Here is a 15,674-nt window from a genome sequence, read left to right as displayed (position 1 = left end):
CGCTTCCTTAACTCGCGATCGGCTTGAGGGGGCTGTAGAAAACGATCTCCGGGTCGTTCTCGTCCAGATTGTCGATATAGCCACTCGGCCGAAAACCGGCCCTGATCAGCAGATCCTGCATAACGCGGTTGGACATGTTGGTCGAGGTAAAGAGTTTTGAGCCGGCGCACATCGTCTGGAAATGCGCGGTTAGCGCCGCGCCGAGACCACGCCGGCGCCAGGACGAGCCGACCATCAGCATCTCGATAAAGGCGTGGCCAAAGAAGTGCCGGGTCAGCACGCCATAAGCCGCAACCTCGTCATCGATCTGGACCAGATGGCAGCAGCCATTTTCCAGCCAGCCGGCGATATCAGCGCATCGTGTTGGGTCGCCCGCCGCAACGGTGTCGATCGCACAGAGCGCCGGATGGTCATCCTTGACCGCAGGTCGAATTCGCATGGCCCGGTTCCGCAATTTTCGCGGGAACCTACGGCGATTGATCGATCCACGCAATGACGATGGAATGCGGGCCCCAAAAGGGCGCCATCCCCGCCGCCAGCCAATGCCAGCGGCGGGGGATCGCGCCCTGGCGCGGCGTCCGTTGTACGTAACGGTTACGCAATGGGACGCTCGGCGCGCGCAGTTGCGCGCCTCGCGGCGGCAAATATTCGGTGGATGAAGCACGCCCGATCATCGGATTGCCATCCGCCACCGCTTCCGCGTAACAAGCGGTTGCCATTAATATCTCGCCGCGAAACTGCCGGCGCTTGCACAAGGGCGCGACAGAAAAGGGACGCATGAAATCGACCAAGAAGGACAGCGGGCAAAAGACCGGCAAGGCCGGAACGCTCTTGCAACAACTTGCAAGATCGCCCGAGAAGCTGTTTTCAGGGTCGTTTCGCCAGCAAATCGCCGCACTTTGCTTCCGCCCAGCGAAAGCTGGCAGCGGCATCGAAATCCTGGTGGTCACTTCGCGTGAGAGCGGTCGCTGGGTCATTCCCAAGGGATGGCCGATGAAGCGCAAGAAGCCATACGAGGCGGCGGAAATCGAGGCCTGGCAAGAAGCCGGCGTACGCGGCAAGGTCCGGAAAAAGCCGGTCGGCAGTTACACCTATCTGAAATCGCTCGATGACGGCGACGTCGTGCCCTGCGTGGTCGATATCTTCCAGATCGAAGTCGATGAAATGGCGGATGATTTCAAGGAACGCGGCGAGCGCGTTCTCGCCTGGGTCAGTCCCGACGAAGCAGCGCGCCGTGTCCGCGAAATCGAACTGAAGTCACTGCTGGTCGAATTCGTGCCGCGCTGAACGATAGCATCCTGCGGTCCCGTCCAAACCGCAAACACTCGCCCCCGCATTGACGACAGATTGCCGCAATCGGCGGTTCGGCCTTTGGCGCTGGCGCCAACAGCGCCTATATGAGGCCGGCAAAGCCGAGGGCCGAAGCCGGGGTATTAGGATGAACGACGAACTGCAGGGCCGCGCCGTCCATGTCGCGGCGATCCGTGAACGGGCGGAAGCCGAGATGAAGGCGATCGGCGTCGACGAGACTTTCATCGGTCATCTGGTCGATACGTTCTACGGGCGCGTGCTCGCCCATCCGGAGCTTGGGCCCGTCTTCGACGCGCGGCTTTCGGGCCGCTGGCCGGAGCATATGGAAAAGATGAAGAGCTTCTGGTCGGCCGTCGCCTTCCGCAACGGCGCCTATGGCGGCAAGCCGGTGCAGGCCCATGTCGGCGTCGCCAACATGACGCCGGATCTCTTCCCGAAATGGCTGGAACTCTTCTCCACCACCCTCGACGACATCGCGCCCAACCAGGAGGCCAAGGCCTGGTTCATGGCGACGGCCGAGCGTATTGCCCGCAGCCTGACGCTTTCCCTCTTCTACAATCCCGCCCTCGACGACCCCGCGCTGAAGCGCGGGTGACGGACGGGCCGTCAGAGCAAGCGGCCCGCGATCAGGATTTCCTCCGCCTCGTCAAAGGACATTGCAAAAACCCGCTTGCCCAGTTCGAAGCTGAAACCGGCCCGGGCAAAGGCGGAAAGCTCCTTCGTCGTGCGCTTCTCGTCGAGATCGATCTTGCGAAACGGGCCGAAAGCGCGCTTCCGCGCAAGAACGACGGCGGCATAGAGATCGTCGGCCTCCGCAACCGCCGCTGCGACATCGGTTTTCGCGATGCCCTTCTGCGACAGTTTCTGCGCGATCGCCCGCTTCGACTTGCCGCCGCGCATGCCCGAGCGGGTCTTGATCTCGGCATAGGCCTGATCGTTGAGCGCGCCGTTGTCATAGGCGAAGGTCACGGCGGCAGCGGCCAGTAACTCTACCTGGGTGGTGCTGATATCCTCGAACTTCTCCCGCGCCTTGCGCGCGATCGCATCGAAAAGCTGCTTCTCCGTCAGCATCTGGCGGTGAAGCCGATAGGCCGCGGAATTGCGCGCCCAGGCATACATGCGTGGCGTCGGCTGATCCGATTGCTCTGTCTCGTCGTTGAGGTTCAAGCCTGCCCTACCCTCGTAGTGACCACAGTCAGCAACAGCCGATCGCGATCCGAGGGATCGGACCAGCGCCGCATCGAAATGCGAAATGACCTGACTCTCCCGGACAAGGCAATTCCGCAGCCAACCCGGCTCACAGTTTTCGCGGGCGTTGTTCCGTTGGAATGGCGGCGAGCGCACCGAAAGGCGGGCGCGGGCATGAGGGCGCCGCGACGGAAGGACCGCGCGGATCTTTCGAACCGGTGGCCCTCCGTTCTCGCGGTCGCTAGTCGAACTTCTCGGTGCTGTCCGCCTTACCCTTCACCCAGTAGCCGGAGGCCTTGAGCCAGGTGAGCGGCAGGCCACGCTCCTCGACGAAATGGCTGCGGATCGCCCGTGTCACCGCGGCCTCAGCCGCAATCCAGACGAAGGTGCCGGGCTCGAGCTTCACCGAACGCACGACCGAGAGCAGCGCCGAAGGGTCGCTCGCCCTATCGAGCGGACGATAGGCCCAATGGGTCGTGAGCGCCGCTTCGGTGCGGAAGGCCTGGCGTTCGTCCGGCCCGGTGACAGCCGCGATACTGGTGATCTCGTGGCCATCAGGCGTCTCTTCGATCCGCCGCCCGATGGCCGGCAGCGCCGTTTCGTCGCCGATCAGCAGCCAGCGCCGGAAATCTCCCGAGACGACGGCCGAACCGCGCGGCCCGCCGATTTCGAGGTGATCGCCGACCGCAGCATTCATCGCCCAGGCGGTCACGGGCCCCGCCTCGTGCAGCGCGAAATCGAGCGCCAGGATGCGTGCGTCGTTGTCGTAGCGCCGGGGCGTATAGTCCCGGTGCTCCACGGTGCCATCGGCGCCGGGCACGAAGATCTTGATGTGGTCGTCCGCCCCGAGGCTGACGAAGTCCGCGAGATCTTCACCGGAAAGCGTGATCCTCAGCATGCCGGGCGTAATACGCTCGATGCCGGAGACGACGAGAGACCGCCGCCTGAGCTCATGGCGAACACGCTCGATGCGCGGCGCAGCAAGGTTGGAATAGTTGAGAGGATTGTCCATTTGCATCCCTTAGGGGGCTCGAAAACCTCGATCCGCAGGACACAGTCGCGCAGATCGAAGCCGCTTCAAGCCGTTCGATCATACGCGTTGAGTGACGTTAACGCTTACGTGACCGGGATACGCCCGGTCATGTCACGCCTTCTGTCTACCGGAAGGGCCCGCACCGATCAATGCGTCATCCTGATCACATCTTCGTGGTGGCGCCAGCCAAAAGAAAAACGCGCCCGCCGAAGCGGACGCGTTCTTTTTCTGGACCGGAAGCTTGGCGTCTTAGGCAGCCAGCGCCGCCGCTTCGCCGCGGACGAGATCGCCGAGGCGGCGAATGCCCTCGTCGATCATCTGGTCGTTGGCGCAGGAGAAGGAGACGCGCAGCGTATTTTCGCCCGAGCCGTCGGCAAAGAAGGCGCGGCCGGGCACGAAGGCGACCTTCACCGTCTCGATCGATTTCGCCAGCAGTGCGGCACCATCCATGCCCTTCGGCAGCGTCACCCAGACGAACATGCCACCTTCCGGCTTCGTCCAGGAAACACCCTCGGGCATGTACTTTTCGAGCGCCGCCAGCATGGCGTTGCGGCGCTGCTTGTAGACCCGGTGGATCTTGGCCACCTGCTGGTCGAAGCCGCGCTCGGCAACCGTGCAGATCGCCATCTGGTTGATCGTCGAGGAATGGAGATCGGCCGCCTGCTTCAGAAGCACCAGTTTGCGGATCACCTTTTCCGAGGCGCAGACCCAGCCGACGCGCAGGCCCGGGGCCAGCGTCTTCGAGAACGAGCCGCAATAGATGGTGCGGGTGTTGTTGATATCGCCCTTCTTGGCGATTTCGAGCGCCAGGATCGGCGGCACCGGCTCGCCGTCGTAGCGCAGCGACTGGTAGGCGGCGTCTTCGATGACGGCGATGTCGAGCTCTTCGGCAAGCGCCAGCACGCGCTCGCGGCCGGCCCGGTCGACGGTCTCGCCGGTCGGGTTGGCGAAATCGGCTGACAGATAGGCGAACTTGACGCGGCCGCCCGCTTCGCCTGCCGCCTGGCGGTAGGCTTCCGGCGTGCGGTTGCCGTTCGGGTTCAGCTGGTCGTAGGTCGGCTCATAGGCGTTGAAGGCCTGCAGCGCACCGAGATAGGTCGGCCAGGTCACGAGTGCGGTATCATCAGGCGACAGGAAGAGCTTGCCGAGATAATCGAGACCCTGCTGCGAACCCGACGTGATGAAGATGTTGTCGGCGCCTGCGGGAATGCCGATTTTTTCCATCTGCTTGGCGAGCCATTCGCGCAGTGGCTTGTAGCCTTCGCTGACCGAATACTGCAGCGCCGCGCCAACGGCCGGGCCTGCGAAGATCTCCGCATAGGCGTCCTTGAATTCCGCATCCGGAAACAGCGCGGGGTCGGGAATGCCGCCGGCAAACGAGATGATGTCAGGACGATCGAGCAGCTTCAAAAGTTCGCGGATTTCCGAGGCGCGCATCCGGCTCGAGCGCGTCGCGAAGATGTGTTCCCAATCCAGCATGGGGTGTTTCCTCAGAGATTATTGGTGCGGAAAGCGGTTCTCCGCTTTCTCCCGCGTCGTTGTAGAGCGCCGTGCTTTCAGGTGAACGCACAAAGGACGCTCGGGCATTTTCGTTCTAGAGCATCTTTCCACTTCAAGCGATCCCACTTGAGAGCGCGACGCTCTGGACGGCGAAGCGACAGGACCACGATGGCTAATTTATGTCAATATTATTGACCTAAATCCGTGCGTTTTTCGGGCTTTTTGGGCTCTTCGCACGTTGCGTCCGGGGCCTGACGTTACGTCAGTCCAAGCCGAATGCCACGCGGCCCCGGGCAAAGCAAGCCACTGCGTAACTGTTACGCTCTTGCCGCCTGCCTCTGCCGGGCGCACAGTCATGCGTCCACCGATTGTGTTTCATGGCAGCGCCGTCTGTCCGGACGGACGTCAACGGCCGCTGCAGCGCTTTCACGTGCCGCATGATTTGCCCTCGGCTCGATCCGATCGCAGGCCCGATCGCAGCAATGACGCGGCACAAAGGTCCCGATCCACTGGCGATATGGAGCGACATGCCATGAGCAAGCATCCAATATCCGATCAACCCGAACAGAACGGACAGCCTCAGAACGAACCGCTTTTGAGTGTCAGCCGCCGCGACCTGCTGCTTGGTGGCAGTGCATTGGCCGCAGCGGCGCTGACCGTCTCCGCCCCCGCGGCGCACGCGCAGCAATCAGCAGCGCCTGCCGCCGGCGGCGGCAAGCCGAACATCCTGATGATCATGGGCGACGATATCGGCTGGCTCAATCCGAGCATCTATCACCGCGGCATGATGGGCTATCGCACGCCCAACATCGACCGCATCGGCAATGAGGGTGCTCTCTTCACCGATTGGTATGGCGAGCAGAGCTGCACCGCCGGGCGCGCCGCCTTCATCACCGGCCAGTCGCCGATCCGCACCGGCCTGACGAAAGTCGGCCTGCCCGGCGCCGATCTCGGCCTGCAGCCGGAAGACCCGACCGTTGCCGAACTGCTCAAGGCGCAGGGCTATGCCACCGGCCAGTTCGGCAAGAACCACCTGGGCGACAAGGACGAGTTCCTGCCGACCGCCCACGGCTTCGACGAGTTCTTCGGCAACCTTTACCACCTCAATGCCGAGGAGGAGCCGGAAAATCCCGATTATCCGAAGAGCCCGGAATTTGCCAAGCGCTTCGGCCCGCGCGGCGTCATCCACTCCTATGCCGATGGCCGGATCGAGGATACCGGCGCGCTGACGAAGAAGCGCATGGAAACGGTCGACAGCGAGTTCCTGGCGGCCGCCCTCGATTTCATCGACCGCCAGCACAATGCCCAGAAGCCGTGGTTCTGCTATTTCAACTCGACCCGCATGCATATCTTCACGCACCTGAAGGCAGAGTCTCAAGGCAAGACCGGCAAGGGTCTCTACCCCGACGGCATGGTGGAGCATGACGGCCATGTCGGCGAGCTGCTCAAGAAGCTCGAGGATCTTGGCGTTCTCGAAAACACCATCGTCATCTACACGACCGACAACGGCGCCGAAGTGATGAGCTGGCCGGATGGCGGTACGACACCGTTCCGCGGCGAGAAGGCCACCAACTGGGAAGGGGGATATCGCGTTCCGATGCTGATCCGCTGGCCGGGCGTCATCAAGCCGAACACGGTCTATAATGACATGTTCTCGCATTACGACCTGATCCCGACCTTCTGCGCCGCCGCGGGCGAGCCGGATATCGTGGCGAAGTGCCTCACCGGCTATGAGGCCGGCAGCAAGACCTTCAAGGTCCACCTCGACGGCTTCAACCTGATGCCCTTCTTCCGCGGCGAAGTGATGGATTCGCCCCGGCGCGAATTCCTCTACTGGAACGACGACGGCGAACTGGTGGCGATCCGGGTGCAGGACTGGAAGGTCAACTTCAAGATCCAGGAACACACCGGCATCGGCGTCTGGCAGCGCGAATTCACCAGCCTTCGCGTCCCCTGGATCATCAACATCCGCGCCGACCCCTTCGAGCGCGGCCCGGAATCCTTCGAATACGACCGCTGGATGGCAGAGCGCGCCTTCATCCTCGTGCCCTCGCAGGCGCTGGTCGCCAAGTGGCTGGAAAGCTTCAGGGAGTTCCCGATCCGCCAGAAGCCGGCAAGCTTCAATCTCGACGAGGTGATGGACAAGCTCTCGACCGGCGGCAAACAATAGGCATGATGCCCCTCGCCGCTTCCATCTCGCAGGGCAGCCTCTGCGGGATGGCGGCGGCGGAAGAAGCCGCACCCGTTGCCGGAGAGTTCAAAGGAACGAAATTGCGGACAGAGGAGCTGAAGAGTAGAATTTCGCCCTTCATTCGACCGGAGGGACTAGGCCATGAGACTGTTTATCCTGTCGGCTGGCGCCACCCTGGCGCTGGCATCCGCAGCCTTTGCGGCACCCACGGCGCCCGCGACGCAGCCCCTGAAGATCTCCAAGGAGTGCAGCCAGTTCACCGGCGACACGCCGAGCTTCTGCACCATCACGGAATCGAACCTTGAGGCGATCCCGGCGGGCACCAAGATCCTCTACTACGGACCGGTGATCACCAATCCGCTCTTCTCCAGCAGCAATGCGGTCATCGCCGTCGGAAACGGCGACTCGGCGCTCGGATACTGCATCGTCTACGAATCGGCCAGTCCGCCGCTTGGAACCTGTGCGTTTCATGCGGGCAGCGGCACGCTCGCCGGTTTCCAGGCGATCGTGAAGGTCACGGTCGACGACAAGCAGATCTGGCACTGGGACGGAGGCTACGTCCTCGGCGCCACCCAGGCCGCCAAGTGAGACGTTAAGGAGTTGCCGGTCTCGCCGGCTGTTTGACATGAGTTCAGGGCGTGACACCTGATCAGGTGACATTGGCGGCGAGGCTGACGTTCGCCACGGACGTCAGTCGCGGATCGATCGGATCGGATGGCTTCAAGCCTTCCGAAGAGGAATTCCAGTGTTTGCAATAGTGATCGGCGGCGCACCGACGAACCGGTCGTCGAGCGGCCTGCGCCGCGCAGGCCTTGACAGTGGCAGGCGACTACCATCCGCTACGCTCGCTCTCTCATGGACCGCAGCCAAGACGAACGCATGGCCGAACCCGACGACACCCTCGCCTTTTACCGCGACAACGCCGCCACCTATGCCGCACGCGACCGCAAGCCGCCGACGGCGCGGCTCGCCGCCTTCATGCGCGCGTTGCCGCCGGGCGCCGCCGTCCTCGACCTTGGTTGCGGCGGCGGGGACGACAGCCTCGTCATGCTCGAAGCCGCTCTCGACGTCACCGCCTGCGACGGCTCGGCGGAACTGGCCCGCGAGGCGGAAAAGCGCATCGGTCGCAAGGTCAAGGTGATGAGGTTTCAGGAGATCGACTGGCACGACCGCTTCCATGGGATCTGGGCCGAAGCGTCGCTCCTGCACGTGCCGCGCGCCGAGCTCGCCGACGTCCTCGAGCGCGTTCATCGGTCGCTGAGGCCGGGCGGTGTTCTCCACGCGAGCTTCAAGGCCGGCGAGGCGGAGGGGTACGACCGCCTGGGGCGCTACTACAACTATCCTTCGGCAGAATGGCTTCGCACTTGCCTCCAGCACAGCCGCTGGTCGAACATCGAGATCAGCGAGGCCGATGGCGGCGGCTACGACGGCGAGCCGACCCGCTGGCTGCATGTCGCGGCAATCCGATCGGCCTGACGCCCGCTCAGCGCCCGAGTCTCGCCAACCTGCGTGTCCCCAAGGCCTGTCGCATGAAAAGGTGTCACACGCCAGGCTTTAAGCTCTTGTTTTCATGAACGTCGTCGCCGCAAAACCGCTGCACACTTCTGCCCGACAGGCATTCGATCCCCCACCGATGCAAGCGACGCCTACTTCGGCGCCGTTGCGAACATGGCGTCGACAAACCGCTTCGCCTCCGCCTGCTGCTCCCCAGAACTTCCGCGGGTGTAGACCAACGTTCTCCACGCGTCGCGTCCGCTGACGGCCACCGTCACTTCAACACGCGTATCCTCGACACCCAAAGCCTTCCCCGTTGCCTGCAAGGCTGTCATGTCGAGGACCGTGACTGGCTGCCACGCAGAGGTGATCTCGATATCCGAGGCCAAGGCGAACGCAAGCGCCTCCGCATAAACGGCGGTTTCGACGCCTTCGGACGGGAGCTGTTCGTGACCGAACACCGCCTCCGACAGAAGTTCGGCGGAAAAGAAATAGAAGGCGCGACCATCCTCGACTTCGAGTTCCTCGGGCTGCCAGGACGCTCCGATAGTTGCCGCCCTCTGCGTCACCGGATTGGACCAGGATTGGGTTGTGCGGAGGTTCCTCTCCATCTGCCGATCCTCCATCCCGAGCACGGAGGTGCCGACAAACAGAGCGGCCGAAACGGCGAGCGCGACCCCGAAACGAACCTCTGAGGGATCGGCAAGAACTGCCGGATTGCCATCGTCGTAGCTCGCGGGCTGCCCCAGGCCAACGCGCCGGTGCTGCCGGATTTGCGTGAACAGGGAAACGAAGGGAATGCCGAACCCCAGGCCCGCCACCCAGACCATGAACTCCCTGACCAGGAAGAACGCGAAGCGGTCGCGACCGGGCGGCACGGGAACTCGCACACCGACGATTGCCTTGCCGGGCGTGGTCCCCGTGACGGCCATGCTGATGGCAAGCACCACCGCGACGAGGGGCAACAACATCAAGCCCAGCAGCACGCTGGGCATGGAAACCATTCGCAGGTAGGTGCTCGGCGCGTAGAAGACAGCCCACAGACCTATGCCCGCGCCAAGCAGCGGGACGAACAGGAAATTGTCGATGAAGCGCGCCCAAAACCGCGGCCAGGGCCGGTAGCTGACGGCCGGCCTTGGCAGGACCGCGACCGGTTCGGCGACAGGTTCCAGCGCGCCCGGTTGCTCCGGCAGCGTTGCGAAGACCTCGGCAAGTTCGGGATGGCTTGCGGCCACCCGCCGTTCTTCCGCCCCTTCCCGCCAGACGACGGTCTCGTCCGCAATCTTGCCGTCTCGAATGAGGGTACGAACCTCGTCGTCACCGACAGGCCCATGTTGTTCTGGTCCTGCCGAGTAGTACCAAGCTGCCATGCTGTTGCCCCTTGCCTTGCGGCACGAGTAGCAAAAGCCATCGCAGCGGTAAAGTTGCAGAAATCAAAATGAACATTCCAGGAGTTGTCGCCGCGCCGTCGTCACAACAACAGCTCTGGCGCGCCGAAGCGGCAGCAGCCGGCACCGTGCATCGGCCGAACCCGGTATCCGATCCGCTTCGCCTCAGGCCTCGCTGCTAAAGTAACTCAGGATCAAAAGCGTGCAGATCGCTGCAACGATCAATGCGTCGAAAAGTGCAAAATGCTCGAAGAACGAGAGCATGGCATTTCCTCCTTCCAACTAAACCTATGAGAGCACATATTTCCACGGTTTGGAAGAAGAATACCGGGCTATACTGACGTTCAATTGATATTACTCGGCATTATTATTGCTCCGCAGCAAATTTATTTCGGCGCCGCACAATGACGATTCCAACATCAAGACCCGCACAACTTCAAGATTCGGCTCTCGATCGGAATGCCGAACGACTTGATTTCCTTCAACTGCCCGAGGCGCCCCGGCCCGCTCGGAGGCGAGATTGCCCTTCCCGTGGCGGCCTTCACGCGCCTTCGTCGGCGAACGGCTCTCAGGATAAAGCCCAGCGCCGGCGCCGCGGCAAACCGATTGACGGCGCTACCGGAAGATGTAGATATTAGCAATATCGAATGAAAAGATCCGCCGGCCGGCGGGGTCTATTTTCCAGGGGGTGCGCATGTCTGACCTGCAAGCGAACAACGCCCGCGCGGGCGGCGGCGAAACGGCCGTCGCCGACAAGGACAAAAGCGGCTTGACGCGGCGCGAGGCTCTCATGAGCGGCGCGGCGTTTGCCGTTGCCGCCGGCATGCCGGCCGGCCTTGCCGCCTTCTCCGCAAACCCGGCCCTCGCCAATGGCACGACGCCGCCGAACATCGTCTACATCATCGCCGACGATCTCGGCTGGGCCGATGTCGGCTTCCATGGCTCCGACATCAGGACGCTCAATCTCGACAAGCTCGCCGAAACCGGCGTGACCTTCGACGAATTCTACACCCAGCCCATGTGCACGCCGACGCGCGCCGCCTTCCTCACCGGCCGCTACCCCTTGCGCTACGGACTGCAGACCGGGGTCATCCCCTCGCCCGGCTCCTACGGGCTGGCGCTCGACGAATATCTGCTGCCTCAGGTGATGAAGGATGCCGGCTATAAAACCGCGCTTGTCGGCAAGTGGCATCTCGGCCACGCCAAGGTGGAATACTGGCCGAAGCAGCGCGGCTTCGATACGTTCTACGGTGCGCTGGTCGGCGAAATCGATCACTTCAAGCATTCCTCCCACGGGGTGAAGGACTGGTACCGGGACAACAAGCCGCTCGAGGAAAGCGGTTTCGACAACACGCTCTTCGGCGATGAGGCGGCGCGGGTCGTGGAAGGGCACGATGCCGCTGCTCCCCTGTTCCTCTATCTCGCCTTTACCGCGCCGCACACGCCGTTCCAGGCGCCTGAGGATTACCTCGACCGCTACAAGCACATCGCGGATGAAAACCGCCGCGCCTACGCGGCGATGATTTCCGTGCTTGACGATGGCATCGGCAAACTGGTGGCAGCGCTCGAAAAACGCGGCATGCGCGACAACACGCTGATTGTCTTTCACAGCGACAATGGCGGCGTGACAAGCTCGCTCTTTGCCGGCGACAACAAGGTCAGCGGCGGATTGCCGGCGAACAACGGCCCCTACCGCGACGGCAAGGGCACGCTCTACGAAGGCGGCACCCGCGTCGCAGCGCTTGCCAACTGGCCGGGAAGGATCAAGCCGGGCAAGGTCGGCGGCATGGTCCATGTCGTCGACATGTACCCGACGCTCGCAGCCATCGCCGGTGCGCCGCTCGGCAAGAACAAGCCGCTCGACGGCATGAACCTCTGGCCGGCCTTGAGTGAAGGCAAACCTTCGCCGCGCGGGGAGCTCGTCTACAATGTCGATCCGCTGGCAGGTGCTGTGCGCAAGGACAATTGGAAGCTCGTCTGGAAGGCAGCCCTGCCCTCCAGGCTGGAGCTTTTCGACATCGCCGCCGACCCGTCCGAGACGAAGGATCTCTCGGCAGAGAACGGCGACAAGCTGCGCGAACTTCAGGACTGGATCACCAGGCTCGCCGGCGAAATGGTCCAGCCGCTTCTTCTCATGGATGCCGCGCGGCTGACCTTCTATGCACCGCCGGTCGTCGCCGACCCTGCGACGCTGTTCAGCCTTGGAGATTGATTATCAGCGAAGGTCGCGCAAGCGCGGGCGCTTGCCCGCCTAAACCGGCGTCACGGATTTCACGCTGCCGGTACTATCGACGACGCAGTTGTATTTGCGGCCGCCTGCGTCGAGATCGACGCTGTAGCTTGTCGCGTCGAGCGCCCGGGAGCTCGTCGGTAGCACCTTGGTGCTTTCGAGCTTCGCCGTGCCCGCGACCGCGTTGGCGCAGATCAGCTGCAGGTCGGCCGGCGCCGTCTGCAGGCTCGTGCGCGCCATATCCTCAGGTTTGGGCGCTGACTGGCAGCCAACGATTATGGCCAGCGCCAAAGCCACGGGAACAAACCCCTTCGAACGCAACATCCCCTCGCTCACTATCTGTTCTCCCCTTTGAGTATTTGCCTGTCACTGGGTCCTGCGGGACGGATTGGCCACGCCTGACCCTGCGGCCAATTAAAAGCACTCGCCACCCCTGTTCGAGCGACGTCATACCCCCTTGTAGAGTGCTGCCCCCTGCATCAGCACGATCACCTTGGCGCCGATCTCGATGCGGGAATGCAGGTCGGTGACGTCGTCATTGTTCATGCGGATGCAGCCGGACGAAACGTCGAGCCCGATCGTCCAGGGCTCGACCGTGCCGTGGATGCGGTAGATCGTGTCCTGGTCGCCCTCGTAGAGATAAAGCGCGCGGGCGCCGAGCGGATTGTCCGGCCCGCCGGGCATGCCGGCCGCCCATTTGGCGGCGTTCGGGTCGCGGGCCACCATCTCGGCCGGCGGTGTCCAGGTCGGCCATTCCGCCGTGCGTCCGACGCGCACGATTCCGGCCCAGCCGAAGCCCTCGCGGCCGACGCCGATGCCGTAGCGGATCGCCTGGCCGCCCGGCTGCACCAGGTAGAGGAAATGCTGGTTGCCGTCGATGATGATGGTGCCGGGTTGCTCCGCCGTGCGGAACGGCACCACCTGGCGGCGGAAGGCTTCCGGCAGCTGGTTGTTGCGGGCGAAGTATTGCCGCGCTTTCTTCTTGTCGTAATTCACCCACTTCTTGGTGCGGGCATCATAGATCTGCGTCTGTGCCAGTGCGGCCAGCGGACCGAGGCAGAGCGCAGCGGCAAGAACGGCAGCACCGAGCTTGCGCCGCGTCCATGCCGGCTGATCTTTGCTGACAGGACGGTTATGGTCGGATGTCGCGGTCATGGCTTGGCCCACCCGTCGATGCGCGCTGCGTTGTCCTCGGCCCATTTCTTCGCATAGTCGGCCGGCGCCTGCCGCTCGACCTCCAGCGCGTAGCTCATCTTCGTCACTTCCTCCGGCGAGAAATCCACCTTCTCCAGGAACTTCGCAATGTCAGGGTGCTTCTTGCCGAAGGCGGTGGCATAGGCGATCTGGAAATGCGCCGCCTCCCAGGCGGTCGAGGCGCTGGATTTCGACACCCAGAGCGGGTCGCTCGGCGGCACGATCTTCCACTTGGCGGCATCGTGCGGCGGCTCTTCGAGCCTGGCAATCTGGTGCAGCTCGAACACATGGTGCGGCGCGTAGCAGTAAAACACCATCGGCCGCCCGGTCGCGACCGCCGCGTCCACCGCCGCCATCGCCACTTCCTCTTCCGCCTCGAACAGCGTCAGGGTTTCGCCATAGCCGTAGCCCGCCGCCCGCGCCCGTTCGATACCGGTCGAAAGCCAGGTCGCAGCACCGATCCACATCTCGCCCTTGCCGTCGCCGTCAGTGTCGAGGATCTTGGTTTTCTCGGGGTCGCTGAGATCGGCGACCGTCTTGATCGTCGCGGCGGCTTCCGGCGTGGCGCAAAGCCCCTGCCAGGCCGGCACGCTGCGTTCCGTCAGCTGACCGACACCCTTGTCGGTCACGTATTTGCGCACGACATCCTCGAAATTCGGCCGCCAGACTTCGGGCTGGATATCGACCGTGCCCGTCTCGAAGCCGACGAAGGCATTGAGCGTGCCGAGCTCCTTGACCTCGGCATCGAGGCCGAACTTCTTGGCGATGCCGACCTTCAGGATATTGGCCGTCGCCTGGCCCGACGGCCAGTTCGGCATGGCGATCACCAGGTCGGCGGCAGTGGCCGGCACGGTCACGGATGCGGCAAGCATGACAGCCAGCGCCGCTGGCAGATACCTCGACTTTCCCTTCACAGTCCCCTCCGGCCTCGATTAATCGATGCGAATGACGTCGTGAATGCGTATCAGGAATGCGTCCAAGTTCCGGGGCAACACGAGGCGCGCGCCACGGCTATGCGAATGCTATCAAAGTGATACAGCGACCTTTGCGGGTCCGGTAAGACCGCGGCGCTGCAGTGTTCCCTGTGCCGTCTGCCGGCATCTTCGTTTCTTGGCCGGCAGGATGCATAGAACGACGGCCTTCGTCAACGATCCGGCTACACCGCACGTTGCATGGGGAGGGCCTCTTCATCGGCGTTCACGCCGCAGCACCGCGCGAGACCGCAAGCATTGCATGCCGGAGTTCGTGGAGCCTACGGCTCTGCCGCACGGGCAGCCTCTTTCCCGATGGCGCGCCGCGCCCTGAAATCGCGCAGGGCGAACTGGCCTGCAACCAACCAAATCGCCAGCTCAAGCGCAAAGGTCCAGTGCAGCAGGAAGTTCAGATACCAGGGCTTATAGACCGCCTGCACATGCACCAGGTTCACCCGGAGATCGGCGAAGGGAAAGAGCCAGCGGATATCTGCCGCGATCGAATCCATCACCAGATGCAGGAGCACGCTGATGAGCCCGACACTGACGAGGACGAGCTGATTGCGTCGCCCGGTGGCGATGAGGAGAAGCGCGATCGCCGCCGCCAGCACCAGCCAGAAGACCGGCGTATGCACCCAGTAGTCGTGATGCGGCGTGCGGCGCTGGTCGATCAGGTAGAAATAGGCGAGATCGAAATCCGGCAGAACGGAACAGAGCAGCCCGATGCCGAAGATGGCGCGGGCCTGCGAGGGATTGCGACGCGCAAAGGGGCGGCTCAGCAGATAGCCTGCCGGCAGATGGGCAATGAACAAGGCAGGTTTCCTCCTGAAGCGCAATCCCGCGGAACCGCGTCTTTCACACCCGCAGTCGAGACGTGAATGCTTGAGGATTTGCAACCGAAAATGTCGGATTCGTGGCTGTTGCCCACAGCTGCCGCTGCCAGCGGGTGCTACCAGTTGCCCGGATCAGCACTGTGATCGATGCTGGCGAATTCGTCGGCCGTTTCCCGGTCGAGCGTCTGGCTGGTGGCGTTCCTCGCCGCATCGGTGACGGCGTAGGTGAGCGGCGCCGGCTCGCGCGTCAGACACTGGTACATCAGAAGCGCTGCTTCCTCGGCGCTATCGGCCTCGAACTCTTTGACAACGCTGACGGAAAACTTGTGCATGGCCGGCCC

At 63.2% G+C, this 15,674-nt stretch carries 17 protein-coding genes; 6 read left to right on the top strand and 11 right to left on the bottom strand.

Annotation, left to right across the window (positions count from 1 at the left end):
- Window positions 1-7: 7 nt before the first annotated feature.
- Window positions 8-439 carry a GNAT family N-acetyltransferase gene (locus ACTJKE_RS12515; RefSeq protein WP_113512499.1) on the bottom strand — a complete coding sequence of 144 codons (432 nt, stop codon included), beginning with the start codon at window positions 437-439 and terminating at the stop codon, window positions 8-10.
- A gap of 28 nt (window positions 440-467) precedes the next feature.
- Window positions 468-779, bottom strand: a complete 312-nt coding sequence (locus tag ACTJKE_RS12510; RefSeq protein ID WP_162764664.1) for a hypothetical protein — start codon at window positions 777-779, stop codon at window positions 468-470.
- Here ACTJKE_RS12510 and ACTJKE_RS12505 point away from each other — a divergent pair.
- Window positions 778-1,287, top strand: a complete 510-nt coding sequence (locus tag ACTJKE_RS12505) for an NUDIX hydrolase (RefSeq protein ID WP_058322398.1) — start codon at window positions 778-780, stop codon at window positions 1,285-1,287. The genes ACTJKE_RS12510 and ACTJKE_RS12505 overlap by 2 nt on opposite strands.
- 151 nt (window positions 1,288-1,438) lie before the next feature.
- Window positions 1,439-1,906 (top strand): group III truncated hemoglobin, encoded by a 468-nt coding sequence (locus ACTJKE_RS12500; protein ID WP_093236220.1) that lies wholly within the window; start codon window positions 1,439-1,441, stop codon window positions 1,904-1,906.
- A gap of 11 nt (window positions 1,907-1,917) precedes the next feature.
- On the opposite strand, the gene recX is transcribed toward ACTJKE_RS12500, so the two are convergent.
- The 3 genes from recX to ACTJKE_RS12485 form a co-directional block, all read right to left on the bottom strand.
- The gene (gene recX, locus ACTJKE_RS12495; RefSeq protein ID WP_440636511.1) at window positions 1,918-2,478 is read right to left on the bottom strand and encodes a recombination regulator RecX; all 561 of its coding nucleotides are present in this window, start codon (window positions 2,476-2,478) and stop codon (window positions 1,918-1,920) included.
- Between the two features lie 262 nt (window positions 2,479-2,740).
- On the bottom strand, window positions 2,741-3,511 hold the full coding sequence (locus ACTJKE_RS12490; protein ID WP_113133712.1) for a siderophore-interacting protein: 771 nt from the start codon (window positions 3,509-3,511) through the stop codon (window positions 2,741-2,743).
- 270 nt (window positions 3,512-3,781) lie between these two features.
- Entirely contained in the window at window positions 3,782-5,011 is a 1,230-nt protein-coding gene (locus ACTJKE_RS12485) for an aminotransferase-like domain-containing protein (RefSeq protein ID WP_113512501.1), read from the bottom strand.
- Between the two features lie 553 nt (window positions 5,012-5,564).
- Here ACTJKE_RS12485 and ACTJKE_RS12480 point away from each other — a divergent pair.
- The 3 genes from ACTJKE_RS12480 to ACTJKE_RS12470 all read left to right on the top strand — a co-directional run bounded on the left by ACTJKE_RS12480 (window position 5,565) and on the right by ACTJKE_RS12470 (window position 8,699).
- Window positions 5,565-7,202 carry an arylsulfatase gene (locus ACTJKE_RS12480; protein WP_082616045.1) on the top strand — a complete coding sequence of 546 codons (1,638 nt, stop codon included), beginning with the start codon at window positions 5,565-5,567 and terminating at the stop codon, window positions 7,200-7,202.
- A 162-nt stretch (window positions 7,203-7,364) separates the two neighbouring features.
- Complete coding sequence (locus tag ACTJKE_RS12475; protein WP_057253765.1) at window positions 7,365-7,811, top strand: hypothetical protein; 447 nt, start codon at window positions 7,365-7,367, stop codon at window positions 7,809-7,811.
- 291 nt (window positions 7,812-8,102) lie between these two features.
- Window positions 8,103-8,699 (top strand): class I SAM-dependent methyltransferase, encoded by a 597-nt coding sequence (locus ACTJKE_RS12470; protein WP_058322434.1) that lies wholly within the window; start codon window positions 8,103-8,105, stop codon window positions 8,697-8,699.
- A gap of 170 nt (window positions 8,700-8,869) precedes the next feature.
- Here ACTJKE_RS12470 and ACTJKE_RS12465 read toward each other — a convergent pair whose 3' ends face one another.
- The gene (locus ACTJKE_RS12465; RefSeq protein ID WP_113512503.1) at window positions 8,870-10,087 is read right to left on the bottom strand and encodes an RDD family protein; all 1,218 of its coding nucleotides are present in this window, start codon (window positions 10,085-10,087) and stop codon (window positions 8,870-8,872) included.
- Window positions 10,088-10,799: 712 nt separating this feature from the next.
- Here ACTJKE_RS12465 and ACTJKE_RS12460 point away from each other — a divergent pair.
- Complete coding sequence (locus tag ACTJKE_RS12460; RefSeq protein ID WP_113512517.1) at window positions 10,800-12,317, top strand: arylsulfatase B; 1,518 nt, start codon at window positions 10,800-10,802, stop codon at window positions 12,315-12,317.
- Window positions 12,318-12,356: 39 nt separating this feature from the next.
- Here ACTJKE_RS12460 and ACTJKE_RS12455 read toward each other — a convergent pair whose 3' ends face one another.
- The 5 genes from ACTJKE_RS12455 to ACTJKE_RS12435 form a co-directional block, all read right to left on the bottom strand.
- Complete coding sequence (locus tag ACTJKE_RS12455) at window positions 12,357-12,659, bottom strand: hypothetical protein (protein WP_440691915.1); 303 nt, start codon at window positions 12,657-12,659, stop codon at window positions 12,357-12,359.
- Window positions 12,660-12,782: 123 nt separating this feature from the next.
- A complete protein-coding gene (locus tag ACTJKE_RS12450) occupies window positions 12,783-13,490 on the bottom strand; it encodes a L,D-transpeptidase (RefSeq protein ID WP_057253759.1) in 708 nt (235 codons plus the stop codon).
- A complete protein-coding gene (locus ACTJKE_RS12445; RefSeq protein WP_057253758.1) occupies window positions 13,487-14,401 on the bottom strand; it encodes an ABC transporter substrate-binding protein in 915 nt (304 codons plus the stop codon). Before ACTJKE_RS12445 ends, ACTJKE_RS12450 begins: the two co-directional genes overlap by 4 nt.
- A gap of 380 nt (window positions 14,402-14,781) precedes the next feature.
- Window positions 14,782-15,312: a metal-dependent hydrolase gene (locus ACTJKE_RS12440; protein ID WP_057253755.1), complete on the bottom strand. Its 531-nt coding sequence runs from the start codon at window positions 15,310-15,312 to the stop codon at window positions 14,782-14,784.
- A 137-nt stretch (window positions 15,313-15,449) separates the two neighbouring features.
- Entirely contained in the window at window positions 15,450-15,665 is a 216-nt protein-coding gene (locus ACTJKE_RS12435) for a hypothetical protein (protein WP_113512505.1), read from the bottom strand.
- Window positions 15,666-15,674: the final 9 nt, after the last annotated feature.

Source organism: Ensifer sp. 22521, assembly GCF_052044795.1.
Taxonomy (GTDB): domain Bacteria; phylum Pseudomonadota; class Alphaproteobacteria; order Rhizobiales; family Rhizobiaceae; genus Ensifer.
Note: the sequence above shows the minus strand (reverse complement) of the source record. Positions and strands in the feature narration are given on the sequence as shown.

Excerpts from the sequence above, each read along its gene's own strand:
- ACTJKE_RS12515 (WP_113512499.1), bottom strand. The coding sequence starts at position 439 with ATGCGAATTCGACCTGCGGTCAAGGATGACCATCCGGCGCTCTGTGCG.
- ACTJKE_RS12505 (WP_058322398.1), top strand. The coding sequence starts at position 778 with ATGAAATCGACCAAGAAGGACAGCGGGCAAAAGACCGGCAAGGCCGGA.
- ACTJKE_RS12510 (WP_162764664.1), bottom strand. The coding sequence starts at position 779 with ATGCGTCCCTTTTCTGTCGCGCCCTTGTGCAAGCGCCGGCAGTTTCGC.
- ACTJKE_RS12500 (WP_093236220.1), top strand. The coding sequence starts at position 1,439 with ATGAACGACGAACTGCAGGGCCGCGCCGTCCATGTCGCGGCGATCCGT.
- ACTJKE_RS12490 (WP_113133712.1), bottom strand. The coding sequence starts at position 3,511 with ATGGACAATCCTCTCAACTATTCCAACCTTGCTGCGCCGCGCATCGAG.
- ACTJKE_RS12485 (WP_113512501.1), bottom strand. The coding sequence starts at position 5,011 with ATGCTGGATTGGGAACACATCTTCGCGACGCGCTCGAGCCGGATGCGC.
- ACTJKE_RS12480 (WP_082616045.1), top strand. The coding sequence starts at position 5,565 with ATGAGCAAGCATCCAATATCCGATCAACCCGAACAGAACGGACAGCCT.
- ACTJKE_RS12475 (WP_057253765.1), top strand. The coding sequence starts at position 7,365 with ATGAGACTGTTTATCCTGTCGGCTGGCGCCACCCTGGCGCTGGCATCC.
- ACTJKE_RS12470 (WP_058322434.1), top strand. The coding sequence starts at position 8,103 with ATGGCCGAACCCGACGACACCCTCGCCTTTTACCGCGACAACGCCGCC.
- ACTJKE_RS12465 (WP_113512503.1), bottom strand. The coding sequence starts at position 10,087 with ATGGCAGCTTGGTACTACTCGGCAGGACCAGAACAACATGGGCCTGTC.
- ACTJKE_RS12460 (WP_113512517.1), top strand. The coding sequence starts at position 10,800 with ATGTCTGACCTGCAAGCGAACAACGCCCGCGCGGGCGGCGGCGAAACG.
- ACTJKE_RS12455 (WP_440691915.1), bottom strand. The coding sequence starts at position 12,659 with ATGTTGCGTTCGAAGGGGTTTGTTCCCGTGGCTTTGGCGCTGGCCATA.
- ACTJKE_RS12450 (WP_057253759.1), bottom strand. The coding sequence starts at position 13,490 with ATGACCGCGACATCCGACCATAACCGTCCTGTCAGCAAAGATCAGCCG.
- ACTJKE_RS12445 (WP_057253758.1), bottom strand. The coding sequence starts at position 14,401 with ATGCTTGCCGCATCCGTGACCGTGCCGGCCACTGCCGCCGACCTGGTG.
- ACTJKE_RS12435 (WP_113512505.1), bottom strand. The coding sequence starts at position 15,665 with ATGCACAAGTTTTCCGTCAGCGTTGTCAAAGAGTTCGAGGCCGATAGC.